Origin of the sequence: Roseovarius sp., from assembly GCF_965277045.1 — a bacterium.
Lineage (GTDB): Bacteria > Pseudomonadota > Alphaproteobacteria > Rhodobacterales > Rhodobacteraceae > Roseovarius.
On the sequence record NZ_OZ255712.1, the window covers coordinates 280,225 to 307,121 of the forward strand.

Here is a 26,897-nt window from a genome sequence, read left to right on the forward strand (position 1 = left end):
TTTGCAAGGGGTTTTCCGGGCGTCAGGCGAGACCTGCTGCCTGCATCAATCTCTGGGTTTCTTCCTCGAGCAGGCGGTCCTGTGCGCTGCCTTCGACGGGGGTGCGCCCGGCCTCGAGGAACAAGGGCGCGGCAAAGGGCGTGACGCGGGGCAGGCGCACGAGGTCGACGCGGTCGCCAATGCGGTCGAGCATTTCCTCGATCCGGCCAAAGTCGATCAAGCCGCGCATCGCCTCTTGCCGTGTGATGTCCAGAAGCAGGTGATCGGGGTCGTATTTCGCCAGCGTGTCGTAGAGGATATCCGACGAAAACGTGGCCTGCCGCCCGGATTTGCGGACCTGCGGCAGGTTGCGCTGGATGAGGCCTGCGATGGTTGCCGAAGCGCGAAAGGTGCGTTTTATCAGTTGGTTGCCGGCCAGCCACTTGTCGAGGCCTTCGCGGAGCGCGGCGCGGTCCAGAAGGCCGGTGGCGTCGGTCAGCGGCTCCAGCCCCCAGATGAGGGTGGCGTAGTCGGTCGAGACGAAGCCCATGGGCGCGAGGCGCATTTCCTCCATCCGTTTGCTGACGATCAGGCCCAGCGTCTGTTGCGCGTTGCGACCCGCGAAGCCGTAGATGCAGGCATGTTCACGCCCGTCATGAGGGAAGCTTTCGATGAGCAGGCGGCCCGCCTGCGGCAGGTGCGAGACGTCCCTTTGAAGCGCGATCCAGTCGGCGGTGTGGGCGGGCAGGGCGGAATGGTCGCCGTAATGCAGCAGCGACAGGATGCGCTGGCTGAGCTGGGTGGAGGTGGCGAATTTCGTCCCCGCGAAGGTGGCGATCTTGGGTTTCTTGGCCGCGTCGCGGCTGACCTCGACCACGGTTTCGCGCAGGCCTTCGTACTTCACGATCTGCCCGCCGATCAGGAAGGTGTCGCCGGGAGTGAGGGAGGCGGCGAAGCCTTCCTCGACTTCGCCCAGCGGCTTGCCGCCGCGGTTTCGGCGCATCCGCACCTTGAGCAGGTCGGCGTCTTGGATGGTGCCGATATTCATGCGGATCAGGCGGGCGCTGCGTGGGTCGCGCAGCTGCCACAGGCCGTCGCGGTTGAGCAGGCGCTGCCATTGGTCATAGGCGCGCAGCGCATAGCCGCCGGTGGCGCAGAAATCGAGGCAAGCGTCGAACTGAGCGCGGGTCAGTGTGGCGTAGGCGCCGACGGTCTTGATTTCCTCGAACAATGCATCTGCATCGAACGGGCCAGCGCAGGCGCGGATGAGGATGTGCTGACACAGCACGTCGCGGGGGCCGGGGCCGCGCGGTTCGCCGTCGAGGTCATGCTCGCGGACGGCCTGCAACGCGGCGACGCATTCGATGACCTCGAAGCGGTTGGCGGGCACCAGAAGCGCCTTGGATGGCGCGTTGTAGCGGTGGTTGGCGCGGCCGATTCGCTGGACCAGCCGCTTGACGTTCTTGGGCGCGCCGACCTGGATCACGAGGTCGACATCGCCCCAGTCGATGCCGAGGTCCAGACTGCCGGTGCAGACCACGGCGCGCAACTCGCCGCGTTGCATCGCGGCCTCGACCCGTTCGCGCTGCGCCCGGTCGAGTGAGCCGTGGTGGATGCCGATGGGCAGAGCCTCTTCGTTGGCGAGCCAGAGGTTGTGAAAGAAAATCTCGGCCTGCGCGCGGGTGTTGTGGAAGATGAGGGTGATGCGGTGGCGCCGGACCTCGTCCAGCACGGCGGGGATCGCGTAGGCGGCACCACCGCCGGACCAGGGCGGATAGGCATCCGTTTGCAACATGGCGATGTCGGGCTCGGGGCCGGGATCGGCCATGAGGATTTCGCACGGGTCTGGGTGACGGGCGAGCAGGTTGGCGATGGCGACGGGATCTTCGACCGTGGCCGAAAGCCCGACGCGGCGCAGGCCGGGGCACATGGCCTGAAGGCGGCTGAGAGCGAGAAAGAGTTGATCGCCGCGCTTGGATTCCGCCAGCGCGTGGATTTCGTCGACCACGATGCGCTTGAGGTCCTTGAAGATGCGCGGGGCGTCTTCGTAGGAGGTGAGGAGTGCGAGGCTTTCGGGCGTGGTCAGCAGGATATGCGGCGGGTCGGCGCGCTGGCGGCGCTTGGCGGAGGAGGACGTGTCGCCGGTGCGGTCCTCGATGCGGATGGGCAGGCCCATCTCTGACACAGGCGTGGTGAGGTTGCGCTTGATGTCGGCCGCCAGCGCCTTGAGCGGGGAGATGTAGAGCGTGTGCAGCCCCTCGTGGCCGTTCTCGGCGATGTCCACCAGCGTGGGCAGAAAACCCGCCAGTGTCTTGCCGCCGCCGGTGGGGGCGATGAGCAGAAGGGCCGGGTCATCGGCACGGTCTAGCATGGCCTGCTGATGCGGGTGGATGGACCAGCCGCGCGCGGCGAACCAGTCGGTGAAAACGGGGGGTAGCGACGTCATCCGCCAGATGTAGGCGCAACGCCAAAACTTTTCAGAAAAAGTTTTGCCCGGAGTTTTTGAAAACTCCGGGGCGCGCTTATTTCACGATGGTCTCGTCCTTGACGAACATGTTCGCCCAGGCCCGATCCAGCAGGTCGGGGCGCATCTGGTAGGGGATGCCCTCGAACTCGCAGATCGAGATCATCTGGTCGATCAGGAAGATAGGCTGGTAGTTGGCGTAGACATTGTCGATCGTCGGGTACTTGACCTTCAAGAGGTGCAGCAGCGTTTTCTCGTCCAGCGGCATCCCGCGTTTCTTGGCCACCATGGCGAAGATCTTGAGGAAGTCCTGCTGGTTCGGCCCGTCGATCTTGATCTTGAAGAAGATCCGGCGCAGGGCGGCCTGGTCGAAGATCTCGTTGGGGTGGAAGTTGGTCGAGAAGATCACCAGCGTGTCGAAGGGCACCTCGAACTTTTCCCCCGATTGCAGCGCGAGGATATCCTTGGATTCCTCCAGCGGTACGATCCAGCGGTTGACGAGGCTTTGCGGCGGTTCGGCCTGGCGGCCAAGGTCGTCGACGATGAAGATGCCCCCCGTCGATTTGAGCTGCAAGGGCGCCTGGTAGGTCCGCGCGGTGGGGTTGTAGACAAGGTCGAGCATCGACAGGCTGAGCTCGCCCCCGGTGATGACCGTGGGCCGTTCGCATCGCACGTAGCGCGTGTCGAAGGTGCGCTTGCGGCGCAGGGAGTTGGGGTCGTCGACCTCGACCTCGGCCTTGGAATGGACGATGGGGTCATAGACGGTGATGACCTGGCCCGCGTATTCGATGGCGCGGGGGACGTAGATCTTGTCGCCCATGGCGTCGCGGATACCGTTCGAGATCGAGGATTTACCGTTGCCGGGCGGGCCGTACATCAGGATCGAACGGCCGGCCGAGACGGCGGGGCCGAGATGGTCCAGCAGGCTGGGCGGCAGGACGAGGTGGCCCATGGCATTGGTCAGCTCGTCGCGGGTGATCTGGATGTTGCGGATCGACTGGCGCTGGACCTGTTCGCGGTAGACGGCCAGCGGCACCGGCATGGCGCCGAAATATTCCGATTGCGACAGGGCGTCGAGCGCACGGGACTTGCCCGCGTCGGTCAGCTGAAAGCCCATCTCGCCGCCCGAATTGGCGTTGAGCGTGCCGGTCGCCTCGAGCAGGCGTTGCTGGCGGGCCATGTCCACCAGCTCCTGCGTGACGGCGCGGGGCAGGCAGATCGCCTCGGCGATTTCGCTGACCATGTCCAGGTTCTTGCGGAACATGGTTTTCAGCAGGATGTCCCGCATCATCACGACGGGAAGGCGCATTTCGTCCAGCCCCGACGGCGGCGGAGGTGGCTGAACGCCGGTGGTCACTTGCATGTTCATGGTTTTACTGCCCGCTCTCTGAGACAAGTTGACGTGTTCCGACCCCGCCGACGGCGGAGTGTTTCAGCTGAGGCTGACAGAAGATCATGCGGAAATTATGGTGGCCTGCGGGCAGGGATGGGGCAGGGGCCTCAGGCCCCGTGGGCCGCGCCGAGGGCGAGATAGATCACCAGAGTCGCGCCCAGGGCAAAGCCCATGGGAAATTTCTTGCCGCGGTCCCAGCTGACCCAGTTCGGCGCCAGCCGGCGCAGAGGCGAATGTTTCGCCAGCCGGTGGGTGACGAAACAGGCCAGCAGGTTGGCGGCGAAGAGGAACATGATGATCCGCCAGTCGGCGGGGGCGACGAAGGGGGCGGCGGCGGCGATGAACTTGCTGTCGCCCGCGCCCATCAGCCCGCCGGCATTGGCGATGAAGCCGATCACCAGCGCGAAGACCATGATCGCGATGCGCCAGGCGTAGTCGGGCCAGACCGGGGTGACGGCCCAGAGGCCCACGACCACGAAGATCCCCGCCAGCGTCAGGACGGACGTGTTGGGGATGCGCATCGCCTTGAGGTCGCTCCACATCACCCACAGACAGACCGGGGTCACGAAGGGCAAGAACCAGAGCGCCGCCCAGCTGGTGATTTCAAGGGGCATGGCCCGCGCCTCGCAAGCCGTTTATTCGACGTTGTTTTCCAGCGCATTCAGGCTGCGCGCGGCGGCCTCGAAATGCTGGGGATGGGTGTCGATGGCGTCGCGCAGAAGGCCCTTGCCGATATTGGTGTCGCCCTGCTTGATGGCCGACAGGCCCAGCGTGTAGAGCAGTTGCGCACGTTCTTCCTGGCTGGTCTGCATGACTGGCATGGTATATTTCTTTTGCGCGCCGCGGGCCAGGACAAGGTTGTTCTTGGCGGTGAACAGGCTGTCATCCTGCCGGATCGCATCGGTGAACAGACGCTCGGCGGCGGCGAAATCGCCGCGGGTCAGCTTGGAATAGCCCCAGTTGTTGATCACGCTGGCGGGCGTCGTCGTCAGGCCGATGGCGGTTTCGTAGAAGCTGTCGGCTTTCGACCAGTTCTCGTTGCTGTCGGCGACCATCGCCTCGAGCCGGTACCGCTTGAAGGTCTCATGGGTCGGCGGGACGGCATCCAGCACCGCGTCGGCGCGTTTCCATTCGTTGTTGCGAATGAGCGCGTCGGCGAATTCGACCTGGTCGTCATCAGTGGATTTCTCGTGCTCGACCACGTTCTGCCAGGCCGCGACGGCCTCGGTGTGGCGCTTGGCCCGGATGAGCGATTGCGCAAGGCCGCGGCGCACGTCGATGCGGTCGGGCTGTTCGCCCAGGGTGCGCTGGAAATATTTCACGGACTCGTTGGGGTCTGCCACGGTCAGCATGACATCGCCAAGATTGCTTTCGTCGACGACGTTGAGATCGGACAGGGCCCGGTCCACATCGGCCTTGCCGGCCTTGTCATCACAAGCGGAAAGGGCAAATGCGCTGCCCACGCAGATGCACATAAGAATAGGATGGCGCATTTTTGCGTCCTTTTACTGCCTTCGCCTCAACCTGGTATACTGCGGATCAGGTAGTCGCTGCTCCCGCGCCGCACCAGTTTATAATCTTGTTCTAGCTCTTCAGTATAAAGAGAATTTTCGGATTTTGCGAGAACTAAGCGCAAATTGTCACGAATTGAGTCACTTTGGCCATTGTCGAGCGCATAGGCCTTCTTGAAAACCTGTTCCGCCTCGCCGGTCTCGCCCTTCTCCAGCAGGACGACCCCGAGGTTGTTCCAGACCTCGGGCGAGAACTCGTCCTTCTTGAGGGCCTGGCGCAGCAGGCGTTCGGCGGTGTGCAGGCGGCCCAGCCCGAGATTGGCGGTGCCCAGGCCCGCCAGAACATCGGCGCTCATGCCTTCGTCGAGGGCGGCGCGGGAAAAAGCGTCGATCGCCAGCTCGTATTCGCCCGCGGCCACCAGGCGGTGGCCGACCAGCTTGGAGTCCACGGCCTCGCCGCCACGGGCGACGCCGGGGGCGTAGGGGCTGTCCGGGTCACGCGAAGCGCCCTCGCCGCAGCCCGCGACAAGAGCGAAGGAAACCAGAAGCCAGACACCTGCTCGTGCCATGCCGGTTATGCCGCCTCTTCGTTATGGCGACAGGCCCGTGCGGGGCCTGCCTTTCGTTGGTCCGGCCGTTACTGGCCCGCCATCGTGAAGAGTTCCATGATCCCAAGCACCGACGGGCCGACCAGAATGATCAGCAATGGCGGCACTGTAAGCATCATCGTGGCCAATGTCATCTTCGTCGGAAGCTTGTTGGCCTTTTCTTCGGCGCGCATGACCCGTTTGTCACGCATCTCGCCGGCATAGACGCGCAGGGCGTCGGCGATCGAGGTGCCGAAGGTCTGCGACTGCACGAGCACGGTCACGAAGCTGGAGATATCCTGAACACCGCAGCGTTCGGCCATTTCGTTCAGGACCGAAGGCTTGTCACGCCCGGCCTTGACCTGGTGCGCGACGATCTCGAATTCCTCGGCGAGTGCCGGATAGGAGGCGCGGATTTCCCGGGACACCCGGATGATCGCCTGGTCGAGCGACTGGCCCGCCTCGACGCAGGTCAGCATCATGTCGAGACTGTCCGGAAAGCCCTCTTCGATTTCCTGCTGGCGCTGCTGCTGGCGTTTGGTCACCCAGTATTTCGGGATCATGTAGCCGACCCCACCCGGCCCTAGGATGTACATGACCGTCTGCGTGGTGGTCGTGTCTTCGGCCCCCGCGAGGAAGACCACGAAATAGAGCACGCCGAGGATAAGGAAGCCGATGCCAAGCGCGAATTGGGCGAAGTGGAAGTACCGCACCGCATCGCGGCTGCGATAGCCGGCCTGCATCAGGGTCAGGCGGATCTGGCTGAGCTGCTTTTCGTCCTCGGGTTCGAGGAACTTGGCGTATTTGTCCAGCTTTTCGTTGCGCTGGCCGGTGCGCAGCTTTTTCTTCTGGTCTTCCAGCGACGGTCCGCTGCGCGACTGTTTCTTGATCTTGTCCAGCGGGTCGTTCGACTCGCGGATCAGGATCGGGATCGTCAGCAAGACCAGCAGCACACCGAGCGTGCCCACCGCGATCAGCGGGCCGAAGGGGCCCAGCGTGTCGGTCATGAACTGTGAAATCGTGTCCAGCATTGTCGTGACCTTTTACACTTTGATGTTCACGAGGGCGCGCATCACGAAGAGGTTCGTGACGAGGAAGAAGCCCACGGCCAGGCAGGCCGGGATGAAATAGGGGTGTTCCATCGCCTCGTCGTAGTAATCGGGCTTGATCATCTGGATCGCGATCAGCGCCAGGATCGGGAAGGCGGACAGGAACTTGCCGGACCACTTGGCCTCGGCGGTGATGGCCTTGACGCGGCGGAACAGGCGGAAGCGGGCGCGGATCACCTTGGCCAGGCCGTCGAGGATTTCGGCCAGGTTGCCGCCCGATTGCTGCTGGATCGTTACGGCCACGGCGAGAAAGCGCAAATCCTGCATGTCCAGACGTTCGGCCATGTCCTTGAGCGCTTCGCCCATGTCCCGGCCATAGGCGGCCTCGTCGGCGATGACGCCGAATTCGGTGGCCAGCGGGTCTGCGACCTCGTTGGCGACGATGGAAATGGCCGAGCTGAACGGGTGGCCGACGCGCAAGCTGCGTACCATGAGTTCGATGGCGTCGGGCAATTGCTCTTCGAGCATTGCCATACGCTTGCTGGCCTTCATGTTGACCCAGACGAAGATACCGCCGACGCCCATCACCACCGAGACGAGAGCGCGCACCGGCAGCGCGGTGCTTGTGCCCACCGACAGGCCGATGAACGCGATGAAGGCGCAGGCGACCATCAGCAGCATCAGCTGCTTGGGCGAAAACGCGATGGCGCCCATCTGCGCCTTGGTGGCGAGGATCGAATAGAGCGGGATCTTGCGCGCCTTGAGATGCTGTTCCATCTCCTTGCGCAGCTTTTCCATCACCTCTTCGCGGTTGCCGCCCTTGTCGAGCATCTCCAGCCGGCGGTTCACGCGGTTGTTCAGGCTGATCGAGCGCCCGAAGACGGTCAGGTAAAGACCCTGGACCAGGACCATGATCCCGATGAAGATCAGGCCGTAGATGATCGGCTCTGCACTGATAGACATGACGTTATTCCCCTACCGGCTCGTAGATGCTGGGCGGCAGGTCATAGCCCCACAGCCGGAACCGTTCTGAAAAGTTGGACCGCACTCCCGTGCCGGTGAAATGGCCGATGATCTTGTTGTCCGGCGTCAGGCCGACGCGCTGGAAGCGGAAGATCTCCTGCATGGAGATCACGTCGCCCTCCATGCCGGTGATCTCGGTGATCGAGGTCATCCGGCGCGAGCCGTCCTGCAGGCGGCTGGCCTGCACCAGCAGGTTCACGGCCGAGGCGATCTGCGAGCGCACGGCCTTCAGCGGCATCTCGATCCCGGCCATGGCGACCATGTTTTCCAGACGGCTTATGCCGTCGCGCGGGTTGTTGGCGTGGATCGTGGTCATCGAGCCGTCGTGGCCGGTGTTCATGGCCTGCAGCATGTCGATCACCTCCTCGCCGCGCGTCTCGCCGACGATGATGCGGTCGGGACGCATCCGCAGGGCGTTCTTCAGACAGTCGCGGGGACTGACCTCTCCCTTGCCCTCGACGTTGGGCGGGCGGCTTTCCATCCGGCCCACGTGGATCTGTTGCAGCTGAAGTTCCGCGGTGTCCTCGATCGTCAGGATGCGTTCGGAATTGTCGATGAAGGACGACAGTGCGTTGAGCGTGGTCGTCTTGCCCGAGCCGGTCCCGCCCGAAACGATCACGTTGAGGCGCGTGGCGACGGCGGCCTGAAGATAGGCGGCCATTTCCTCGGAAAAGGCGCCGAAATTCACCAGGTCGTCGATGCCCAGCTTGTCCTTCTTGAACTTACGAATGGACACCAGGCTGCCATCCACCGCGACCGGCGGCACCATGGCGTTGAAGCGCGAGCCGTCCTGCAGGCGGGCGTCGACGTAAGGGTTGGATTCGTCGACACGGCGGCCCACGGCGCTGACGATCTTGTCGATGATCCGCAAGAGGTGCTTTTCGTCCTTGAAGGTCGTGTCGGTCAGCGTCAGCTTGCCCGCGCGTTCAACGAAGACCTGGTGCGGGCCGTTGACTAGGATATCGTTGACCGTGTCGTCCTTCAGCAGCGGCTCCAGCGGGCCCAGGCCGCGCACCTCGTCGTAAAGGTCCTGCGTCAGGGTGGTGCGGTCCTCGCGGTTGAGAACGATGCTGCGTTCCTCAAGGGCCTCGCCGGCGATGGCGCTGATTTCGGCACGCAGGTCCGCCTCGGTCGCGGTGTCGAGCGCGCCGAGGTTGAGGTTGTCGAGAAGCGCGCGATGCAGGTCGATCTTGATCTCGGCCAGCCGTTCCTTGCGCTTGCGGTCCTTGTCCTGCGGCGCGGTGCTCGCCGCCGCTTTCTGCAGCGGTTTGCGCAGCGAAACGCTTTGCACTTCTTCCACGGGCGCGGTCTTGGGCGCTTCCGCGACGGGTTTCTTGGCGGCCTTGACCGGCTGGGCCCCGTCGGTTGCTTTTTTGTATCGCGAAAACATCGGCGTGATCCCCTATGCGGCCTTCTCGGCGTCGCTTTGGCCAAGCGCGTGCAACGAGGCCGCCAGCTTGGCGATTTCCTTGCGCAGCGGGTTCTTGCCCGCGGCGCTGGCCAGCGGCGTACCGTGATCGCCCGCCTGCATCACCGGCTTGCCGCCATCGGGCAGTTGCACCTCGATGCTGATCTCCAGGCTCTCGGCCAGGCGCTTGACGCGGCTCTTGCCGTTCAGGTCGGTGAATTTCGGCGCCCGGTTCAGGCAGAAGCGCAGCTTTTCGATCGGCAGGTCCTCGGACCGCAGCGCCCGCTTCAGACGCAGGGCGTTCTGGGCCGAACGCATGTCGAGTTCGAGCGTGGTGAAATAGATCTGCGCGGAATGCAGCACGGTTTCGGTCCACTGGACCAGCGTGCTGGGCATGTCGACGATGACGTAGTCGAACTTGGATCGAGCCAGGTCGAGCACGCGCTGCACGTCCTCGGACGTGATCATGTCGAGCGGCAGGATGTCGGTGGGCGCGGTCAGCACCCACAGCTTGTCGTCGAAGGGCACGAGCGCCTGCTTGAAGATATCCTCGTCCATCGAGTCGGTGTCGGCCCACATCTCGTAGACGACGTCCCTGCGCGGCAGGTCGAGATAGGTGGCGACCGATCCGGTTTGCAGGCCGAGATCCAGGATGCAGACACGCGGCGCGTCGGTCTTGGAGACCGATGCCAGCTCCCACGCGAGGTTGACCGCCAGCGTCGTGGCGCCGGTGCCGCCCGCGAGGCCCTGGACGGCCAGCAGGACGCCATCGCCCGGGGCGCTGGAGGCGCCGAAGGGCGCGGCGGCGGCGGGCTCTGCCGCGGCGGGATTGCTGTGCAGCCGATCGATGGCCGCCTGCAATTCGTTCTCGGGAAGCGGGTAGGGGACGAACTCGTCCGCGCCTTGCCGCAAGAGCTGGTGCAGGGACGCAGGGCTGACGTCTTCGGCGATGAGAATGACCTTGATGCCGCGGGCCTTGGCCAGCGTGATGATCTCGCTCAGCAGGCCGATCTCGTCCTCGTCGGTGGAGTCGATGGCCAGGGCCACGAATTCGAGGCAATCGGCCTCGGGCTGGTTGAAGAAGGCCAGCGCCTCGGCGAACCCAAGATCACCCCAGGCTTCGCCCATCGCGGTTTCCATGTCTTCGATCAACAAGTCGAAATCCTGCACGTTACGGCTGATGGTACAGGCCGTGATCGGGCTGGATTCAGGTTGTTTTTGCACACTACTCATCTGTGGTCGGCCCCATGTTTGTCGCGACGTCGTTGCGCCCGAAACCGTTAGTCTTCAGGCGGTTGGGCCTGCGCAAAGACGCATGGACCCAGTGCCATGCTCGTAAACTGCTTGAAAATGTAGGCGATAATGGGGCCAAAAGATCGTAATTGTGCGATATCTCAGGACAAAAAAAACCCGCCCAACGGATTGTTTCGGGCGGGTTCTTCAGGTGGCCCGGCCAATGGCCGGACAGGGAGAATTCAGGTCATTCGTCGCTGCCGCTGGTGACTTGTCCGCCTTCCTCGACCATGATCAGGGTCGAGCGCGGTTCGGCGCTGGTGATGTATTCGCGATAGACCACTTCGGCATATTTGCCGTCCATGACGATGGGATGCGACGCGACGAACCCCGTCACCTCGGTCACGGTGCGGCGGTTGCGGCGTTCGCGGCCCTGGGTGACGACCAGCGGCTGTGCCTCGCCGAAGGAAACGACGGCTTCCAGCCGGCTGCGGCTGATGCCTTGGGAAACCAGGTAGTTGACCACGGCGTTGGCGCGTCGCTGTCCGAGGTTCTTGTTGTAGCCGGCGGACCCGACAAGGTCGGTATGGCCGTAGACCCGGAAGCGGACCTCGGGGAATTGCCGGATCCAGCGGGCCTGTTCGCGCAGCGTGTCACGGGCGCCGGCATCCAGCTCGGCACTGTTGAACGCGAAGTTCACGGTGCTCAGAACCTCGTTCGAAAAGCGGTTGGCAAGGTCGTAGACATAGCCTTTCTCGCCCCGCATCACCAACTGGTTGTGCATGTTGGCGTTGCCGAAGTTGCCGCCGTCCACCACCCCTCCGGCTTCGCCGAAGTAGGATTTGTAGACCTCTCCTTGCTGGGAACACCCGGCGAGGGCGAGAACCGATGCGGTAATCAGAAGATTATATTTCATGGCCTCGTCTCTCCTCAGTCCATCACGTAGCCGTAGGACCCGTTGAAATCCTGCCGGGCGACTTCGCCGGTCGATCCGCGCGACTCTCGCACGTCCTTGGCGACGCGGCCATTCAGGAACAGATCCTTTTCGGTCGGCAATTTGACCCGGTCGGTCGGCAGGGCCAGGACCGTGCCGCTGGTCGGGGTCACGAGATGCGCGGTCACGATGATCACCAGTTCGGTCTGGGCACGCTCGTATTCCGCGCTGCGGAACAGGGCGCCAAGAACCGGGATATCGCCCAGCCACGGGATCTGGCCCGCATTGTCGCGGAAGTCGTCCTGCAGCAGGCCCGCGATGGCAAAGCTTTGCCCGTCGCGCATCACCACCGTGGTCGACGCGTCGCGGCGGCGGAAGGCGGCCACGTTCAGACCGTCGGCCTGGATGCCGTTGGCGGGGTCCAGCGAGGAGACCGCCGCGGCCATTTCCAGGTTGATGACCTCGTCGTCCAGAACGCGCGGGGTAAAGTTGAGCTCGACGCCGAAGGGCTTGAACTCGATCGTGGTGGTGCCGTTCTCCTGGGCCACCGGGATCGGGAATTCGCCACCCGCGAGGAACTTGGCCTCCTGGCCCGAAAGGGCGGTCAGGTTGGGTTCCGCGAGGGTCCGCACGACGCCTTTTTCTTCCAATGCTTCCAGCAGGATACCGACCTCGGTCGAGCCGATGTCGAAACCGATGGCAAGCGCGCCGAAGTTGTTCTGCACCGTCGGGATCGCGCCGGTCAGCGTGCCCAGGACGCCGCCTTGGGTGTTGGTGGTGCCGGTGCCGCCGATAAAGCCCGCGCTGCCCGCCGAGCGCGCATCCAGCGACAGCGACGTGCCCAGCGCCTTGGAGACGTTGCGCTGCATCTCGGCAAAGCGGACCTTCAGCATCACCTGCTGCTTGCCCGAGACCGACATCAGGTTCGACACGCGCTCGGGCGCATAGCGGTTCGCCAGCTCCAGCGCGCGGTCCATCTTGCTGGCGCTGGTGACGGTGCCCGACAGCACGATGCCGTCATTGGCAGAGCGCACCTCGATCTTTTCGCCGGGCATGATCTGTTGCAGTCGTTCCTTGAACTCCGAGATGTCCGGGCTGACATGCACCTCCACGTTGGTGATCAGCCGGCCGGTGGCGTCGAGAAGGGTCAGGGTGGTGCGCCCCGGCGCCTTGCCGAGAACATAAACGGTACGATCCGACAGGGTCGAGAAGTCCGCGATGGACGGGTTCGCGATGCTCAGCTCCGCAAACGGTGTGTCGCTTTCGATCACGACGGCCCGGTTCATCGGAATGCTCAGATCACGGTTCGCGCCCTTCTGGATCACCGTGATGTTGTCAGCCATCGCCATGTCGGCGACAGGGGAAAACACGACAGCCAGCCCAACAAGGGCGGCCTTGAATACGCTCGATTTTATCATGTGACCTGCCTTTCCGATCACGCCTCATTAATCGGGTCTTTTCGCCCGGAATTGACAGGACTGTGGGCCAATTCAAAAATTTTTTCAAGAATCAACCACTTTCGACCCGCTGTTGCTGTGGATTTTGGGGGACAGTTGCCAGAAAGAAACGAGGCGCCCTGTGGTGGGGGCGCCTCGCATACACAAGATGTGGTGCGGATCAGTTGGTCGCGCAGGGGATCGGGGTCGAGATCACCTCGCCGCCGCGGCGGGTCTTGATGGTGCAGATCTCTTCCTGGACCTGCGGCGCGGGGGCGGCGGCGGCCTCGATCCCCAGAAGCATGTTCTGGTCAACCTCGATCGCCTCGGCCACGGTTTCGTCGTCGGCGCCGACCAGCGACAGCGACAGGCTGCCGGTGGTTTGGGCCTGCGCGAGCGCGGCGACCTGCTGCGGCTTGATGGCAACGGTCACGGTGCGGGCGATGATCGCCTCGGTGGTGTCGCCGTTCGCCACCTGGTCCACGGCAATGAGGCGCACGCCGGTTTCGATCAGCTTCGTGACCTCGCTGCCGCCGCGACGGCCGTCGATGCCTTCGGTGGTGCCCACATTGCCTGTCCAGTAGATGTCGACGCGGTCGCCGGGACGCAGGAAGCCGGACACGCCGCTGGACACGTCGACCTCGATTGCGAAGGCGCGCATCCCGCGCTTGAGCTGCGAGGTGATGCCGGCGTCCTCGCCCGGTCCGGTGACCTTGACGTCCAGGATCGCTTCCATCGGTTCCATCGTACGCAGGACCGTGCGCGGCTCGTCCTCGCCCTCGGGGAATAGGTCTTCCTCGGCGGAATAGGTGCCCTCGGGCAGCGAATTCACCGGATACGCCACCAGCTTCACGTGGTCCATCAGCAGGCGCTGGCCGTATTCCAGTTTCTGCTTGGCGACGTAGACCTCGACCGTTTCGAAGGCCGGGGCGCTCTTGGCGCGTTCCTGTTCAAGCTGGGCCTGGTAGCCCTGGATGTAGTTCTTGGCCATGAAGACGGCAAATCCTGCCAGACCGAGGCCGAGAATGAGTACAAGTCCAAACACCAAACGCATGGCGTGTCCTTTCGAATTCAACTGCTCACTGGCGCACTGATTGCGCCTTTCCGTTCAGACTTACGGAGGAAATGTGGCGAAATAACGGGGTGGGTGTGGTGCTTTGGTGAATGCCGACCCCGGACGAGCGTAGGTTTTTAAGGCATACCGGCGCCCTGGCCGCAAGGCCGGAGACCGGGACTGCATGTCGCTCGATCGCGGTTGGCTGCAGCGCTTTGCGCGGGTCCGGCTCGCGGTGCTGAGATGCGCTGCGCGAGCCTTGCCGAACCCCGATGGATTACCGCATGCGGTGGCCCCGCCAATGGCCGGGCGGGGTTATTCGGCGTCGCTGACGGACGTGGCCGAGACCGCGGTCGAAACCTTGGTCGAGGCCGAAGTGACGCCGCTGTTCACCGCCACGCCGAGCGCGCCGGCCATTACGACCAGGCCTGCGGTCAACACGACCCAGTCAACCGTGATCGCGCCGTCCTCGCGCGTCAGGAAATGTCTTATGCTCTGGATCATGTAATCACCTTCTGGGGCATGTTGTGTCGGACCTTGCATAGCAGCCGAACGCGGCAGCAATTGGGCATTCCGAAAAGTTTTCAGGGCGCGTTCTGAAATTAAACAAATGATTTTACTGAAAAATAATCCCTGTCCCCCAGACATGCAAAAGGCCGCGGTCCGGTTGGACCGCGGCCTTCTCGCACAGTGCGGATACCTTAGTTGGTGCCCGCGCCGACGTTTGCGTCGGCGTTCACGCCGGTGCCGATTTTGGTGGCCAGGCCGTTCACGCCCGTCGAAACGGTGGAAACGCCTGCAACGCCCAGGCCGACGACGGCTGCGGTCAGCACGACCCAGTCAACAGTCACGGCACCTTCTTCGTCTTTGCGGAATTTTTTGATGAATTTGATCATGGTTGGTCCCTCCAAAGGATCAGTTTAACTTAGGTTGCAACCGCTAGCAGTTGTGTGGGCCGCCTCTCTCTTTGGCCCGCTGCGTCGCGGTATGAGCAGCATATAGCCGTCCGACTGCGGCAGGATTTGGGCGGCTTTCGAGCGATTTTGGAGACCGTTAACTTTTTTGCCGCGGATGGGTTTAAAGTGTTGTTTTTAAAAGATTAAAAAAGGTTAAATTTTTTCGACTTATTGCTTTCGCCCGTCATTTCGGCGCTTAACGTCGATGTCGGTGTTCGTCAACGCTCAACAATTATGGGCAAACTTGACGATTGATGGCATACTGGCAAGAAAACCAACCGAGGCAGAGCAGGCCCGATCATGCGATTCACGAGATTTCTCGCCCTTGGCGTTGCCTTGGCGTGCGCGCTTCCCGTCCACGCGGGGGATCCGCCGCCATTTCCCGAGTTCACCTTCAAGAAAGGCAAGCCGCCCAAGAAAGGCGGCGGCAAGCTGATCACGGTGCAGATCGACCCCGAGGACCAGGCGCATCTGAAGCCCAGGCCCAAGGACAGCGACGCGGGTGCCGACGCGGGCACGGTCGATATTCCCGTCGTGCCCAGCGTGACGGCGGCCTATGGCTGGTTCTGGACGAAAGTGCCGACCGACGACAAGGCCAGCGGGCCGGACCGGCTGCGCCTTGCGTTCAAGACCCTGCGCGACGGGCCGGGCGGGGCGTCGGTCAAGGGACCGAGGTTGCAGCATATGCAGGAGATCGCCCGCGCCCATGGCGCCGACATCCTGCGCGCCACGATCGGAACCGAGGTGTCGCCGGCGCTGGTGCTGGCGGTGATCTCTGTTGAATCGGGCGGACGCACGGATGCGGTCAGCGGGGCCGGGGCGCAGGGGCTGATGCAGCTCATACCGGCCACGGCGCAACGCTTCGGGGTCAGCGACTCGATGCTGGCCGGGCAGAACATCAAGGGCGGGGTGGCCTATCTCGACTGGTTGATGAAGGAGTTCCGCGGCGACGCCGTGCTGGCGCTGGCGGGCTACAACGCGGGCGAGAATGCGGTGAAAAAGCACGCAGGCGTGCCGCCCTATGCCGAGACGCGGGATTACGTGCCCAAGGTGCTGGCGGCGTTCCAGGTGGCCAGCGGTCTGTGCAAGACCCGGCCGGAGCTGATCACCGATGCCTGCGCGCTGACGCTGGCGTCTTACTAAGGAACGCGGTCACGCCTTTTTCTTGGCGCGGCCCGTTCCCTTCTTCGTGCCCTTTTTCGCGGCCTTCTCGGCGATCAGTTCCACGGCCATCTCCATGGTGACGTTCGCGGGCTCCACGTCCTTGGGCAGGGTGGCGTTCACCTTCTCCCATTTCACGTAAGGGCCATAGCGGCCTTCCATGACATTCACCGGCCCGCCGCTCTCGGGGTGTTCGCCCAGTTCCTTGAGGGGCTTGGCGGCGGTGCGCCCGCGCCCGCGCCCCGGGTTGGCGCGTTTCTCGGCCAGGAGCTCGACCGCGCGGTTCATGCCGATCTCGAAGACATCGGCAGGGTCCTTGAGGTTGACGTAGACCGGCTTCGCCTCGTCCTCGGCCTGGTGCATCACATAAGGTCCGAAGCGGCCGAAATTGGATTTCACCTCGCCGCCGTCGGGATGCTCGCCCACGATGCGCGGCAGGCTCAGCAGGGTCAGTGCCTTTTCCAGTGTCATCTCGTCCTTGTCCCAGCCCTTGGGCAGCGACGCGCGTGGCGGCTTCTTGTTCTCGGGCGTCGGCTCGCCGCGCTGCACATAGGGGCCGAAGCGGCCGGACTTCAGCCAGATCTCGTCGCCCTGATCCTCGCCCAGCAGACGCTCGTCGCCCTCGGCGCCCTCGCCCGCGATGGGGCGGGTATAGGTGCATTCGGGATAGTTGCCGCAGCCGACGAAGCCGCCGGTGCGCGAGGTCTTGAGGTGCAGACGCCCCTCGCCGCATTTGGGGCAGATGCGCGGATCGGTCCCGTCCTCGCGCGGGGGATAGAGTTGCGGGGCCAGAACCTCGTCCAGCTTGTCGAGCACCTCTGCGATGCGCAGTTCCGACGCTTCCTCGACCGCGGCGTGGAAATCGCGCCAGAAATCCGCCAACACCTTCTTATAGTCGGCGTCGCCGGCCGAAATCACGTCCAGCTCTTCCTCGAGGTTGGCGGTGAACTCGTAGCCCACGTATTTGCGGAAGAAGTTGAGCAGGAAGATGGTGACGATCCGGCCCTTGTCCTCGGGGATCAGGCGGTTCTTGTCCTTGCGGACATATTCACGCTCCTGGATCGTGGTGACGATGCTGGCATAGGTCGAGGGGCGGCCGATGCCCAGCTCTTCCATCTGCTTGACCAGTGTCGCCTCGGTATAGCGGGGCGGGGGCTGTGTGAAATGTTGCTCGGGTGTGACCGAGCGCTTGGCGGTCTTGTCGCCTTCGGACAGTTGCGGCAGGCGCTTGTCGTCCTCGTCCAGAACGTCGTCACGGCCTTCCTCATAGACCCGCAGGAACCCGTCGAACAGAACCACCTGCCCGGTGGCGCGCAGGCCGACCTGGCCATCCTTCGAGCCGATCTCGACCGTGGTACGCTCCAGCCGCGCGCCTTCCATCTGGCAGGCCAGGGTGCGTTTCCAGATCAGGTCATAGAGCTTGCGCTGGTCGGGCTCCGACAGCTTCAGGCTTTCAGCGTCGCGCGTCATCTCGGTGGGGCGGATGCATTCGTGAGCTTCCTGCGCGTTCTTGGCCTTGTTCTTGTAGATGCGCGGAGAGGACGGCACGTATTCCTTGCCGAAGCGCTCGCCGATGGCATCGCGGGCGGCCTCGACGGCCTCGGGCGCCATGTCGATCCCGTCTGTCCGCATATAAGTAATGTGTCCCGCCTCATACAGGCGCTGGGCCGCGCTCATGCACTGCCGGGCGCCCATGCCGAACTTGCGGCTGGCCTCCTGCTGCAGGGTCGAGGTCATGAAGGGCGGGCTGGGATTGCGGCTGCCGGGCTTGGCCTCGACGCTGGTGACCGTCAGGTCGCGGCTCTCGACGGCCTGTTGCGCCATCTCCGCCTGCGTGGCGTTCTCGAGGTCGTACTTGTCGAGCTTGTCGCCGGCCAGGCTGACCAGCCGCGCCTCGAACTCCTGGCCCCGGGGCGTGGTCAGGAGCGCCTTCACGCTCCAGTATTCGCGGGGGTTGAACGCCTCGATCTCCATCTCTCGCTCGACGATGAGGCGCAGGCAGACCGATTGCACCCGCCCCGCGCTGCGTGCGCCGGGCAATTTGCGCCAGAGGACGGGCGACAGGTTGAAGCCCACGAGGTAATCGAGCGCGCGGCGGGCCAGATAGGCCTCGACCAGCGGCGCGTCCACCTCGCGCGGGTTCTTCATCGCCTCGGTGACGGCGCTCTTGGTGATGGCGTTGAACACCACGCGCTTGACGTCGGTGTCCTTCTTGATGGCGCGGCGTTTGCGCAACGCCTCTTCCAGGTGCCAGCTGATCGCCTCGCCCTCGCGGTCGGGGTCGGTGGCGAGGATCAGCGAATTGTCGTCCTTCAGCGCGTCGGCGATGGCCTTGATGTGCTTCTTGCTGTCATTGCCCACCTCCCAGGTCATCTCGAAATCCTGGTCGGGATCGACCGAGCCGTTCTTGGCCGGCAGGTCGCGCACATGTCCGTAGGAGGCCAACACGGTATAGTCCTTGCCCAGGTACTTGTTGATCGTCTTGGCCTTGGCCGGGGATTCGACAACAACGACTGGCATGAACACTCCTACGGTATGAAAAACAGGGGGGCGACTCGGCCCGGTCCCATGGCGGCGCAACATGTGGTGTCTGAATGGGGATTGTCAATGCAGGGTATCCCGCGGCTTGTTCATCCCGGCCGGACGGCGCAGTGTCGAGGCAACAACGGAGGATGCCATGCCGAGACACCTTTTGGCCGTGCTGCTGGTGATGCTGGCCGGGGCCGCCGCCGCGTGGGAGGAGCCGGCGCGGGGCAGCGAGACGCGCGGTGCGCTTCTGGATGCGATCCTGCCCATCGCCGAGTGGAAACTGGGCGCGCCTGTGCAATTCGTGGTGCATCACCTCCGCCGCGACGGGGACGTGGCCTTTGCCGGACTTGCCGCGCAGCGCCCCGGCGGCGCGGCGATCGACCTGAGCCGGACGCCCGCGGTGCTGCGGGGCGAGGAGGACGGCAGTTTCGACATCACGGAAATTTACGTTCTATACAAAAAATCCGGCGATACCTGGGTCGCGGTGCATCACAGTTTCGGCGCAACCGACGCGTGGTGGTCGTGGGAGCCATTGTGCGCCGAATACCGCGCGGTGACGCCAGACGCCTGTGCGCCGTTCGACTGAGCCCGCGTCAGGATCGGGAGACCAGCCCGCCGGGATGGCGCGTGATCTTGCCACTGACCTCCAGGTCGGTGAGCGCGGGAGAGACCCGCGCGGCGGGCGCCGACAGGTCGCGGATCAGCTGATCCTCGGCCAGCGGCGCGGGGCCGAGGCGGTTCAGGATATCCGAATGCAGCCGGGCCGTTTCGGCCAGGCTGCGCTTTTCGGGCGGCGGGGCCAGGGGCAGGTCCGGCTGCGGGGGTGCCGGCGCCTCTGCCCGTGCGGGCAGGGCGGCCAGAACGTCGTCGGCGTTGCGCACCAGCGTCGCGCCGTCGCGGATCAGCATGTTGCAGCCGGCAGCGCGGGCGTGGAACGGATGGCCAGGCACCGCCAGCACGTCGCGCCCCTGGTCGAGCGCGTTGCGCGCGGTGATCAGCGAGCCGGACCTGGCGGCGGCCTCGACCACGACGACGGCCTGTGCCAGCCCGCTGATGATGCGGTTGCGCGCCGGGAAGTGCCGCGCCTGCGGGACCGTGCCGATGGGCTGTTCCGACAGGCGCAGGCCGGTGCGGGCGATATCCTCGGCCAGCTTGGTGTTCTCGGCGGGGTACATCACGTCGACGCCCCCGGCGACGACCGCCAGGGTGCCGTGATCCAGCGCCGCCAGATGCGATGCCGCGTCGATGCCGCGGGCCAGGCCCGAGACAACCACATGGTCCCGTTCGGACAGCGCGCCGGCCAGCGCCTTCGCCATGCGCAGGCCCAATGACGATGCGTTGCGCGCGCCGACGAGCGCCACCATGGGACGGTGCAGCAGCGGCGCGCCGTCGCCGACGGCCCAGAGAAAGGGCGGCGCGTCCGGTGTCTCGGCCAAAAGTTCGGGATAGTCCGGCGTGCCGATGAAGATCAGCCGTGCGCCAAGCGCGGCCCCGGCCTCCAGCTCGGCCTCGGCCACGCCAATTGGGCAGGGGGTGTAATTCTCGACTCCTGCCGCACGGGCGACCTCCGGCAAGGCCTCCAGCGCGGCCTGCGCGGTGCCATGTTCCTGCATCAACCTGTGAAACGTCGCCGGTCCGACCCGGCGAGAGCGCAACAGACGAAGCCACGCTACCCGATCATCTTCCGTGGTGGGTGGGAGTGGGGGGTGAGTGGAAGGATGTAATTCCTCGGACATCGTAACTTCGCCTGATTGCAGGGTCAGTGATACGCGCGCTTGGTTAACACAGGGTAAACCAAACCCGTTCCGATTGAAGAAATTTTGAGCGCAGGGCCGAAAGACGCTTCGCTGCGGGGGCTGGCGCGCGCCGGTCCGTGCTTGGCGGCACGGCGCAGCAGCGGGTCTTTACGTGTGGAGGACCCCGGTGGCCAGCCAGACCCGATGGGGTATGCTCATGGGCTCGTCGGGAAATCCCTGCATCAGAAGGGCGGCAAGCTCGGCATCGAAAACCGCGGTCCTTTCAGCGTCGAGCGAGGCCGCGACACCGGCGCTGGCCCGGATGCGCCCGCGCCAGGCGTCGTGGGTGTAGGGCTGAGCGACGTCGAAGGATGCGGTCTCCAGCGCGGTGAGGCCCGCCTGAGCCAGGTCCGTCAGCCAAGCGGGATAGATCCCGGAGCCGCCCGCGCCCGCCCATCCGGGATTGTGACGCAGGATCAGCGCCTCGGTCGCCGCCACCACGTTGCCCGGCAGTGGCAACCAGTCGAAATGAGCGATCACCGCCCGCCCGCCGGGGCGCAACAGGCGCGCGACCTCCGCGGCGGCTGCTGGCCGGTCGAACCAGTGCCAGCATTGCCCCGCCGTGACGAGATCGGCCGAAGCGGCGGCAAGGCCCGTCGCCTCTGCCGTTCCTGTCTTGTAGGTGATCTCGACGCCTGCGGCGCGGTCCAGTTTGCGGGCCTCGTCGAGGAGCGGCTGTGCGGGGTCGATGCCGGTGACGTCGAGCCCAAGGCCCGTCAGCCCGCGCGCGACGGTGCCGGTGCCGCAGCCCAGGTCGACGGCGGTCTGGCCGGGGCCGGTCCAGCCGCGCTGTGTCAGAAGCTCGAAAAAGGCAGGCGGGAAGCCGGCGCGATGGGTGGCGTAATCGCTGGCGGTGCGGCCGAAATCGACGCCTTCCCCGAAGGCGCGTAAGGCGTCGGTGTCAGTATTTTGCCTGGTGTCGCTCATACCGTGGCAGATCCGCTGACGGCTCAGGTCTTGTCCCGCGCCGCCTTTTCTTCCTTGGTCAGCTTGTTGTTCCAGACATTCTTGCTCAGGCCCAATTCCTTGGGCAAAGGCTTTGTCTTGCCAACGCTGACCTTGCCGCCCTTGTTGAGGAATTCCTCGATCAGCGCGTCATCGGTGTTTTCTTTGGGGATATACTTCATAAGCAACCCTACCGCGCTGGCCCGCTTCGGGCAATGACGCGTTTGCGTCAGGCCGGGCGGCGAAGGGCGGGCGCCCTGCCGCTCAACTCCCCGCCTGCGAGCCGCCCACGGTCAGACCGCCGATCATCACCGTGGGCTGGCCCACACCCACGGGCACCCACTGGCCCTGCTTGCCGCAATTGCCCATGCCGGGGTCGAGCGCCATGTCGTTGCCGAGCGCGCGGATCTGTTGCAGGGCGGTCGCCCCGTCGCCGATCAAAGTGGCGCCCTTGACCGGCGCGCCGATCTTGCCGTTCTTCACGCGGTAGGCCTCGGTGCAGGAAAAGACGAACTTCCCGTTGGTGATGTCCACTTGTCCACCGCCGAAGCCCACGGCATAGATGCCGTCCTTGAGGTCGGCCACGATCTCGTCCCGCGTGGCGTCACCGCCCAGCATGTAGGTATTGGTCATACGCGGCATCGGCGCGTGGGCATAGCTTTGGCGGCGGCCGTTGCCGGTGGCCTCGACCCCCATCAGGCGGGCGTTCTGGCGGTCCTGCATGTAGCCCACGAGGATGCCGTCCTCGATCAGCACGTTCCTGCCCGAGGGCGTGCCCTCGTCATCCACGGTGATGCTGCCGCGCCGGTCGGGGATGGTGCCGTCGTCCAGCACGGTGACGCCGGGGGCGGCGATGCGCTGGCCCATGAGGCCGGCGAAGGCCGAGCTGCCCTTGCGGTTGAAATCGCCCTCCAGCCCGTGGCCAATGGCCTCGTGCAACAGGATACCGGGCCAGCCGGGGCCAAGGACCACGTCCATCACGCCTGCGGGCGCCGCCTCGGCCTCGAGGTTGACCAGGGCGATGCGCAGCGCCTCGCGGGCCTTGGCCTGCCAGTCCTCGGGGGCGATGAGGCCATCGAGCATGACGCGCCCGCCGCCGCCGACGCTGCCGGTTTCGCGGCGGCCGTCCTTTTCGACGATGACACTTATATTGAGGCGCGTCATGGGCCGGGTGTCGGACACCTCGTGCCCGTCGGCGCGCAGGATCACGACCTCCTGCATCGACGCGGCGATGGCGGCGGTCACCTGCACCACGCGGGAGTCCATGTCGCGCAGGTAGGCGTCGATTTCGCGCAACGTATCGAGCTTGACGGGAAATTCGTGCCCGGCGATGGGGTCGGCGTCGGAATAAAGCCGCCTGTTGGTGGCGGCGGGGGCATCGGCCATCGTGCCGCCGCCATCGCCCACGGCCAGGCGCGCGGTTTCCACGGCGCGGCCCATCGCGGCCTCGGAAATCTCGGATGAATGGGCATAGCCCGCCACCTCGCCGCGCACGGCGCGCAGCCCGAAGCCCTGCGCGGCGTCGTAGGAGGCGGTCTTGACCCGGCCATCGTCGAACACTAGCGATTCCGCGCGGCGGCGTTCGAAGAAAAGCTCGCCATCGTCCGCGCCGGCCACAGCCTCGCGCAGTTTGGACAGCGCTGCCTCGCGCTCGATCTCGGTCTCGAAGGGACGAAAAACGTCTGATGTCATCTGCCTGCTCCTGCTCGCGGCGCCGGAAACGCCAATATTTTAACGGTTTCAAAAGCGTCCGTTTGCCGCAACGCATTTCCTTGTACGCCCCGTAAGAATATTGTTATTTACGGCGCGAACAACGGGATTCCATGGCATGCGCCTTGGAACGTTCTGCAGAAGATAAAACCGAACTAACGGGATCAGGGTGCAACATGCGCAAATTCACCAGCTTTCTGGCGTCCATGATGGCCGCTGCAACGGCGCTTCCGGCGATGGCACAGGAAAATCTTGAAATCATCGGCAAGCCCGAACAGGGCGGGATCGGTTTTCAACCGGCTGCCACGGAACTGGCGCGCGACCTGCATTGGCTCGACGGCATGGTGCTGGTGATCATCACCGCGATCACCATTTTCGTCTGTGGCCTGCTGGTCTACTGCATCGTGCGCTACAACAAGCGGGCCAACCCGACGCCCTCCAGCTTTACCCACAACTCGCCGATCGAGGTGGCCTGGACCGTGGTGCCGATCGTGATCCTGGTGTTCATCGCGGCGTTCTCGCTGCCGGTGCTGTTCAAGCAGCAGGAAATTCCCGAGGGCGACGTGAACATCAAGGTCACCGGCTACCAGTGGTACTGGGGCTATGAATACATGGACCACGATTTCGCCTTCGACAGCTACATGATCGGCGCACCCGCCACGGGCGGCGACAACCGCCTGACCGACGACGTGCGCGCGCAGCTGGAAGAGGCGGGCTATTCCGAAGACGAGTTCCTGCTGGCCACCGACACCGCCGTCGTCGTGCCCGTGGGCCAGACCGTCGTGATGCAGATCACCGGCGCGGACGTGATCCACAGCTGGACGATTCCCGCCTTCGGCGTGAAGCAGGACGCCGTTCCGGGCCGGATCGCGCAACTGTGGTTCAGCGCCGAGAAGGAAGGCATCTATTTCGGCCAGTGTTCGGAACTGTGCGGCCAGTCGCACGCCTACATGCCGATCACGGTCAAGGTCGTCAGCCAAGACGCCTATGATGCCTGGCTGGAAGGCGCGATCGAGGAATATGCAGGTGACCCGTCGACGCTTCCCGACCGCGTGAAGCTGGCCGCCGCCGAATAAAAGACAGCCGGGGTGCGCAGCACGCGCGCCCCATGCCATCCCCCGCAGGATGCGCCTCCGGGCGCATCCCGTGTTTCGGAGAAGACATGAGCGACGCAAGTCTCAACACCACCAAGGTTCAGGGCTTCGAGGACGAGGCCACCTTCGGCGATTTCTTCGCGCTCTTGAAGCCGCGCGTGATGACGTTGGTCGTGTTCACGGCCTTCGTCGGGCTGATTGCCGCGCCGGTTTCGGTGCATCCGGTGGTGGGCTTTGCCGCGATCCTGTTCATCGCCGTGGGCGGGGGCGCGTCGGGTGCGCTCAACATGTGGTGGGACGCCGATATCGACGCGGTGATGAAACGCACCGCAAAGCGGCCCATCCCTGCCGGCAAGGTGACGCGGGACGAGGCGTTCGCCTTCGGCATTGCGCTGTCGGGCTTTGCCGTGGTGATGCTGGGGCTGGCGACCAACCTGCTGGCGGCAGGCCTGCTGGCCTTCACCATCTTCTTCTATATCGTGATCTACACCATGTGGCTGAAACGCTGGACGCCGCAGAACATCGTGATCGGCGGTGCCGCCGGGGCCTTTCCCCCGATGATCGGCTGGGCTGCGGCGACGGGATCGGTCTCGGTCGAGGCGGTGCTGATGTTCTGCCTGACCTTCATGTGGACGCCGCCGCATTTCTGGGCCCTGGCGCTGTTCACCAAGATGGATTACGACAATGCGCGGGTGCCGATGCTGACCGTGACCCACGGGCGCCGGTCGACCCGCGTGCATATCCTGGTCTACACCGTTCTGCTGGCGGCGCTCGCCGTCGGGCTGGGCTTTACCAGCGTGGGCGGGCCGCTCTACCTGGCCGTCGCCCTGGTGCTGAACGCCACCTTCCTGAAAGGGGCGGTGGACATCTGGCGCCGGGACGAGGCCGCCTCGGAGGCGGACAAGTACCTGGCCGAGCGCAAGTTCTTCAAGGCGTCGCTGCTGTACCTTTTTGCCCATTTCGGCGCGATTGCCGCCGAGGCGCTGCTGGCGCCCTATGGCCTGGGAGGCTGGTAAGCCATGTCGCTGTCGCGCCAACATGAGATGCACAAGCGCCGCTTTTCGCGCAACCTCGGGCTGGGCCTGGTTCTGGCCGCTTTTGTCGCACTTGTCTTCGGACTGACCATTGCCAAGGTCTCGGATGACGATTTCGCGGTGACGACCGAGGAGGCAAGCTGATGGCGATGGACCAGAATACCAAGACGGTGATGCGGCTGGTGGCCGTGGGCGTCACGATGGGCGCGCTGGCCTGGGCGTCGGTGCCGCTTTACGACTGGTTCTGTCGTGTGACAGGCTATGGCGGCGAGACCAACGTGGCCGACCTGGGCTCGGACGAGATCCTGGACCGCACCATCAAGATCCGCTTCGACGCCAGCAACGAGCGTGGCTTCCCGTGGGAATTCAAGCCGTTGCAGCGTCAGATGGAGCTTCGCATCGGCGAGACGGGCCTTGCCTTCTACGAAGCCTACAACCCCACCGACCGCCCGATTGCGGGATCGGCCACCTATAACGTCACCCCGTTCGAGGCCGGCGGCTTCTTTACCAAGATCGATTGCTTCTGCTTTACGCAGCAGGTGCTGCAACCGGGAGAGCGCGTGCAGATGCCGGTGACGTTTTTCGTCGATCCCGAGATTGTCGACGACCGCGATGCGAAGTACACGAAAACCATCACACTGGGCTATACGTTCTACGAGACCGAGATGCCCGAAGACGAAACGCAGGCGGCGCTCGACAAGGGCGAGGCGCCTGATAACAACGTGAACTAAGAGCCACCGACGAGGGACTTTGCTAGATGGCACATGAAAAAAATCACGACTACCACATTCTGAACCCCTCTATCTGGCCCCTCCTGGGGGCAATGGCCGGGTTCGTCATGCTGTTCGGCGCGGTCCTGTTCTTCCACGGCAGCGGGCCGTGGATGCTGCTGGCCGGCTTCGCGGGCGTCGCCTACGTGATGTTCGGCTGGTGGGCCGACACGATCAAGGAAAGCCATGCCGGCGATCACACGCCTGTCGTGCGGATCGGCCTGCGCTACGGCTTCATCATGTTCATCATGTCCGAGGTCATGTTCTTCGCCGCGTGGTTCTGGAGCTTCTTCAAGCACGCGATCTATCCGATGGGCGAGATGTCCCCGATCACCGATGGCGTCTGGCCGCCGGCGGGGATCGAGACCTTCGACCCCTGGCACCTGCCGCTGATCAACACGCTGATCCTGCTGTGCTCGGGGATGGCCGCGACCTGGGCGCACCACGCGCTGGTGCATGAAAACAACCGGGACGACGTGAAATGGGGCCTGACCATCGCCATCGCCCTTGGCGTTATCTTCACCGGCTTGCAAGCCTATGAATACAGCCATGCGGCCTTCGGGTTCTCGGGTAACATCTACGGCGCCAACTTCTTCATGGCGACCGGCTTTCACGGCGCGCATGTGGTGATCGGCACGATCTTCCTGTTCGTCTGCCTGTTGCGGGTCATGCGGGGGCATTTCACCCCTGAACAGCATATCGGCTTCGAGGCGGCCGCCTGGTACTGGCACTTCGTCGACGTGGTCTGGCTGTTCCTCTTCGCCGCGGTCTATATCTGGGGCGGCTAAAGAATTTTCGTACGAAAATTCTCTGCCTCCGGCGGGGATATTT

Annotated in this window: 26 protein-coding genes; 7 read left to right on the forward strand and 19 right to left on the reverse strand. The window is 64.3% G+C overall.

Annotated elements, in window-relative coordinates; translation table 11 throughout:
* Positions 1 to 22: 22 nt before the first annotated feature.
* The 14 genes from ACQY4V_RS01410 to ACQY4V_RS01475 form a co-directional block, all read right to left on the reverse strand.
* On the reverse strand, positions 23 to 2,425 hold the full coding sequence (locus ACQY4V_RS01410) for a ligase-associated DNA damage response DEXH box helicase (RefSeq protein WP_428515166.1): 2,403 nt from the start codon (positions 2,423 to 2,425) through the stop codon (positions 23 to 25).
* 76 nt (positions 2,426 to 2,501) lie between these two features.
* Positions 2,502 to 3,812, reverse strand: a complete 1,311-nt coding sequence (locus ACQY4V_RS01415; RefSeq protein WP_428515167.1) for an ATPase — start codon at positions 3,810 to 3,812, stop codon at positions 2,502 to 2,504.
* Positions 3,813 to 3,943: 131 nt separating this feature from the next.
* Positions 3,944 to 4,450 carry a prepilin peptidase gene (locus tag ACQY4V_RS01420; RefSeq protein WP_428515168.1) on the reverse strand — a complete coding sequence of 169 codons (507 nt, stop codon included), beginning with the start codon at positions 4,448 to 4,450 and terminating at the stop codon, positions 3,944 to 3,946.
* Positions 4,451 to 4,471: 21 nt separating this feature from the next.
* Complete coding sequence (locus tag ACQY4V_RS01425; RefSeq protein ID WP_428515169.1) at positions 4,472 to 5,329, reverse strand: tetratricopeptide repeat protein; 858 nt, start codon at positions 5,327 to 5,329, stop codon at positions 4,472 to 4,474.
* A gap of 26 nt (positions 5,330 to 5,355) precedes the next feature.
* The gene (locus ACQY4V_RS01430) at positions 5,356 to 5,916 is read right to left on the reverse strand and encodes a tetratricopeptide repeat protein (protein WP_428515170.1); all 561 of its coding nucleotides are present in this window, start codon (positions 5,914 to 5,916) and stop codon (positions 5,356 to 5,358) included.
* Between the two features lie 68 nt (positions 5,917 to 5,984).
* Positions 5,985 to 6,965 (reverse strand): type II secretion system F family protein, encoded by a 981-nt coding sequence (locus tag ACQY4V_RS01435; protein WP_428515171.1) that lies wholly within the window; start codon positions 6,963 to 6,965, stop codon positions 5,985 to 5,987.
* 12 nt (positions 6,966 to 6,977) lie between these two features.
* Entirely contained in the window at positions 6,978 to 7,946 is a 969-nt protein-coding gene (locus tag ACQY4V_RS01440; RefSeq protein WP_428515172.1) for a type II secretion system F family protein, read from the reverse strand.
* Between the two features lie 4 nt (positions 7,947 to 7,950).
* Positions 7,951 to 9,396 (reverse strand): CpaF family protein, encoded by a 1,446-nt coding sequence (locus ACQY4V_RS01445; RefSeq protein WP_428515173.1) that lies wholly within the window; start codon positions 9,394 to 9,396, stop codon positions 7,951 to 7,953.
* A gap of 12 nt (positions 9,397 to 9,408) precedes the next feature.
* A complete protein-coding gene (locus tag ACQY4V_RS01450; protein WP_428515174.1) occupies positions 9,409 to 10,647 on the reverse strand; it encodes an AAA family ATPase in 1,239 nt (412 codons plus the stop codon).
* A gap of 247 nt (positions 10,648 to 10,894) precedes the next feature.
* Positions 10,895 to 11,563, reverse strand: a complete 669-nt coding sequence (locus tag ACQY4V_RS01455) for an OmpA family protein (RefSeq protein WP_428515175.1) — start codon at positions 11,561 to 11,563, stop codon at positions 10,895 to 10,897.
* 14 nt (positions 11,564 to 11,577) lie between these two features.
* Positions 11,578 to 12,999, reverse strand: coding sequence for a type II and III secretion system protein family protein (locus ACQY4V_RS01460; protein ID WP_428515176.1), 1,422 nt, complete (start codon positions 12,997 to 12,999; stop codon positions 11,578 to 11,580).
* Positions 13,000 to 13,198: 199 nt separating this feature from the next.
* A complete protein-coding gene (gene cpaB / locus ACQY4V_RS01465) occupies positions 13,199 to 14,071 on the reverse strand; it encodes a Flp pilus assembly protein CpaB (protein ID WP_428515177.1) in 873 nt (290 codons plus the stop codon).
* A 315-nt stretch (positions 14,072 to 14,386) separates the two neighbouring features.
* The gene (locus ACQY4V_RS01470) at positions 14,387 to 14,575 is read right to left on the reverse strand and encodes a hypothetical protein (RefSeq protein WP_428515178.1); all 189 of its coding nucleotides are present in this window, start codon (positions 14,573 to 14,575) and stop codon (positions 14,387 to 14,389) included.
* Between the two features lie 197 nt (positions 14,576 to 14,772).
* A complete protein-coding gene (locus tag ACQY4V_RS01475) occupies positions 14,773 to 14,967 on the reverse strand; it encodes a Flp family type IVb pilin (RefSeq protein ID WP_428515179.1) in 195 nt (64 codons plus the stop codon).
* A gap of 360 nt (positions 14,968 to 15,327) precedes the next feature.
* On the opposite strand from ACQY4V_RS01475, the gene ACQY4V_RS01480 reads away from it, so the two are divergent.
* Positions 15,328 to 16,170: a lytic transglycosylase domain-containing protein gene (locus tag ACQY4V_RS01480; RefSeq protein WP_428515180.1), complete on the forward strand. Its 843-nt coding sequence runs from the start codon at positions 15,328 to 15,330 to the stop codon at positions 16,168 to 16,170.
* Positions 16,171 to 16,179: 9 nt separating this feature from the next.
* Here ACQY4V_RS01480 and topA read toward each other — a convergent pair whose 3' ends face one another.
* On the reverse strand, positions 16,180 to 18,708 hold the full coding sequence (gene topA, locus ACQY4V_RS01485; RefSeq protein ID WP_428515181.1) for a type I DNA topoisomerase: 2,529 nt from the start codon (positions 18,706 to 18,708) through the stop codon (positions 16,180 to 16,182).
* Between the two features lie 157 nt (positions 18,709 to 18,865).
* Between topA and ACQY4V_RS01490 the strand changes: the two genes are divergently transcribed.
* Positions 18,866 to 19,303, forward strand: coding sequence for a hypothetical protein (locus tag ACQY4V_RS01490; RefSeq protein WP_428515182.1), 438 nt, complete (start codon positions 18,866 to 18,868; stop codon positions 19,301 to 19,303).
* Positions 19,304 to 19,310: 7 nt separating this feature from the next.
* Here the strand turns inward: ACQY4V_RS01490 and dprA are convergent, their stop codons facing one another.
* The 4 genes from dprA to tldD form a co-directional block, all read right to left on the reverse strand.
* A complete protein-coding gene (gene dprA, locus ACQY4V_RS01495) occupies positions 19,311 to 20,453 on the reverse strand; it encodes a DNA-processing protein DprA (protein ID WP_428515183.1) in 1,143 nt (380 codons plus the stop codon).
* 168 nt (positions 20,454 to 20,621) lie between these two features.
* Complete coding sequence (locus tag ACQY4V_RS01500; RefSeq protein WP_428515184.1) at positions 20,622 to 21,440, reverse strand: class I SAM-dependent methyltransferase; 819 nt, start codon at positions 21,438 to 21,440, stop codon at positions 20,622 to 20,624.
* Between the two features lie 23 nt (positions 21,441 to 21,463).
* On the reverse strand, positions 21,464 to 21,640 hold the full coding sequence (locus ACQY4V_RS01505) for a hypothetical protein (RefSeq protein WP_428515185.1): 177 nt from the start codon (positions 21,638 to 21,640) through the stop codon (positions 21,464 to 21,466).
* 82 nt (positions 21,641 to 21,722) lie between these two features.
* The gene (gene tldD, locus ACQY4V_RS01510; RefSeq protein ID WP_428515186.1) at positions 21,723 to 23,150 is read right to left on the reverse strand and encodes a metalloprotease TldD; all 1,428 of its coding nucleotides are present in this window, start codon (positions 23,148 to 23,150) and stop codon (positions 21,723 to 21,725) included.
* A 194-nt stretch (positions 23,151 to 23,344) separates the two neighbouring features.
* Between tldD and coxB the strand changes: the two genes are divergently transcribed.
* From coxB to ACQY4V_RS01535, 5 genes are all read left to right on the forward strand, one after another.
* The gene (coxB, locus tag ACQY4V_RS01515; RefSeq protein ID WP_428515187.1) at positions 23,345 to 24,244 is read left to right on the forward strand and encodes a cytochrome c oxidase subunit II; all 900 of its coding nucleotides are present in this window, start codon (positions 23,345 to 23,347) and stop codon (positions 24,242 to 24,244) included.
* 86 nt (positions 24,245 to 24,330) lie between these two features.
* Positions 24,331 to 25,278 carry a heme o synthase gene (gene cyoE, locus ACQY4V_RS01520; protein WP_428515188.1) on the forward strand — a complete coding sequence of 316 codons (948 nt, stop codon included), beginning with the start codon at positions 24,331 to 24,333 and terminating at the stop codon, positions 25,276 to 25,278.
* A 3-nt stretch (positions 25,279 to 25,281) separates the two neighbouring features.
* Positions 25,282 to 25,440, forward strand: a complete 159-nt coding sequence (locus ACQY4V_RS01525; protein ID WP_170067268.1) for a hypothetical protein — start codon at positions 25,282 to 25,284, stop codon at positions 25,438 to 25,440.
* Positions 25,440 to 26,027, forward strand: coding sequence for a cytochrome c oxidase assembly protein (locus ACQY4V_RS01530; RefSeq protein WP_428515189.1), 588 nt, complete (start codon positions 25,440 to 25,442; stop codon positions 26,025 to 26,027). The genes ACQY4V_RS01525 and ACQY4V_RS01530 overlap by 1 nt, the downstream gene beginning before the upstream one ends.
* Positions 26,028 to 26,053: 26 nt before the next feature.
* A complete protein-coding gene (locus ACQY4V_RS01535) occupies positions 26,054 to 26,854 on the forward strand; it encodes a cytochrome c oxidase subunit 3 (protein WP_428515190.1) in 801 nt (266 codons plus the stop codon).
* Positions 26,855 to 26,897: the final 43 nt, after the last annotated feature.

Bases quoted from the DNA above. Each gene is read 5' to 3' on its own strand.
- ACQY4V_RS01410 (WP_428515166.1), bottom strand. From the start codon at position 2,425: ATGACGTCGCTACCCCCCGTTTTCACCGACTGGTTCGCCGCGCGCGGC.
- ACQY4V_RS01415 (WP_428515167.1), bottom strand. From the start codon at position 3,812: ATGAACATGCAAGTGACCACCGGCGTTCAGCCACCTCCGCCGCCGTCG.
- ACQY4V_RS01420 (WP_428515168.1), bottom strand. From the start codon at position 4,450: ATGCCCCTTGAAATCACCAGCTGGGCGGCGCTCTGGTTCTTGCCCTTC.
- ACQY4V_RS01425 (WP_428515169.1), bottom strand. From the start codon at position 5,329: ATGCGCCATCCTATTCTTATGTGCATCTGCGTGGGCAGCGCATTTGCC.
- ACQY4V_RS01430 (WP_428515170.1), bottom strand. From the start codon at position 5,916: ATGGCACGAGCAGGTGTCTGGCTTCTGGTTTCCTTCGCTCTTGTCGCG.
- ACQY4V_RS01435 (WP_428515171.1), bottom strand. From the start codon at position 6,965: ATGCTGGACACGATTTCACAGTTCATGACCGACACGCTGGGCCCCTTC.
- ACQY4V_RS01440 (WP_428515172.1), bottom strand. From the start codon at position 7,946: ATGTCTATCAGTGCAGAGCCGATCATCTACGGCCTGATCTTCATCGGG.
- ACQY4V_RS01445 (WP_428515173.1), bottom strand. From the start codon at position 9,396: ATGTTTTCGCGATACAAAAAAGCAACCGACGGGGCCCAGCCGGTCAAG.
- ACQY4V_RS01450 (WP_428515174.1), bottom strand. From the start codon at position 10,647: ATGAGTAGTGTGCAAAAACAACCTGAATCCAGCCCGATCACGGCCTGT.
- ACQY4V_RS01455 (WP_428515175.1), bottom strand. From the start codon at position 11,563: ATGAAATATAATCTTCTGATTACCGCATCGGTTCTCGCCCTCGCCGGG.
- ACQY4V_RS01460 (WP_428515176.1), bottom strand. From the start codon at position 12,999: ATGATAAAATCGAGCGTATTCAAGGCCGCCCTTGTTGGGCTGGCTGTC.
- cpaB (WP_428515177.1), bottom strand. From the start codon at position 14,071: ATGCGTTTGGTGTTTGGACTTGTACTCATTCTCGGCCTCGGTCTGGCA.
- ACQY4V_RS01470 (WP_428515178.1), bottom strand. From the start codon at position 14,575: ATGATCCAGAGCATAAGACATTTCCTGACGCGCGAGGACGGCGCGATC.
- ACQY4V_RS01475 (WP_428515179.1), bottom strand. From the start codon at position 14,967: ATGATCAAATTCATCAAAAAATTCCGCAAAGACGAAGAAGGTGCCGTG.
- ACQY4V_RS01480 (WP_428515180.1), top strand. From the start codon at position 15,328: ATGCGATTCACGAGATTTCTCGCCCTTGGCGTTGCCTTGGCGTGCGCG.
- topA (WP_428515181.1), bottom strand. From the start codon at position 18,708: ATGCCAGTCGTTGTTGTCGAATCCCCGGCCAAGGCCAAGACGATCAAC.
- ACQY4V_RS01490 (WP_428515182.1), top strand. From the start codon at position 18,866: ATGCCGAGACACCTTTTGGCCGTGCTGCTGGTGATGCTGGCCGGGGCC.
- dprA (WP_428515183.1), bottom strand. From the start codon at position 20,453: ATGTCCGAGGAATTACATCCTTCCACTCACCCCCCACTCCCACCCACC.
- ACQY4V_RS01500 (WP_428515184.1), bottom strand. From the start codon at position 21,440: ATGAGCGACACCAGGCAAAATACTGACACCGACGCCTTACGCGCCTTC.
- ACQY4V_RS01505 (WP_428515185.1), bottom strand. From the start codon at position 21,640: ATGAAGTATATCCCCAAAGAAAACACCGATGACGCGCTGATCGAGGAA.
- tldD (WP_428515186.1), bottom strand. From the start codon at position 23,150: ATGACATCAGACGTTTTTCGTCCCTTCGAGACCGAGATCGAGCGCGAG.
- coxB (WP_428515187.1), top strand. From the start codon at position 23,345: ATGCGCAAATTCACCAGCTTTCTGGCGTCCATGATGGCCGCTGCAACG.
- cyoE (WP_428515188.1), top strand. From the start codon at position 24,331: ATGAGCGACGCAAGTCTCAACACCACCAAGGTTCAGGGCTTCGAGGAC.
- ACQY4V_RS01525 (WP_170067268.1), top strand. From the start codon at position 25,282: ATGTCGCTGTCGCGCCAACATGAGATGCACAAGCGCCGCTTTTCGCGC.
- ACQY4V_RS01530 (WP_428515189.1), top strand. From the start codon at position 25,440: ATGGCGATGGACCAGAATACCAAGACGGTGATGCGGCTGGTGGCCGTG.
- ACQY4V_RS01535 (WP_428515190.1), top strand. From the start codon at position 26,054: ATGGCACATGAAAAAAATCACGACTACCACATTCTGAACCCCTCTATC.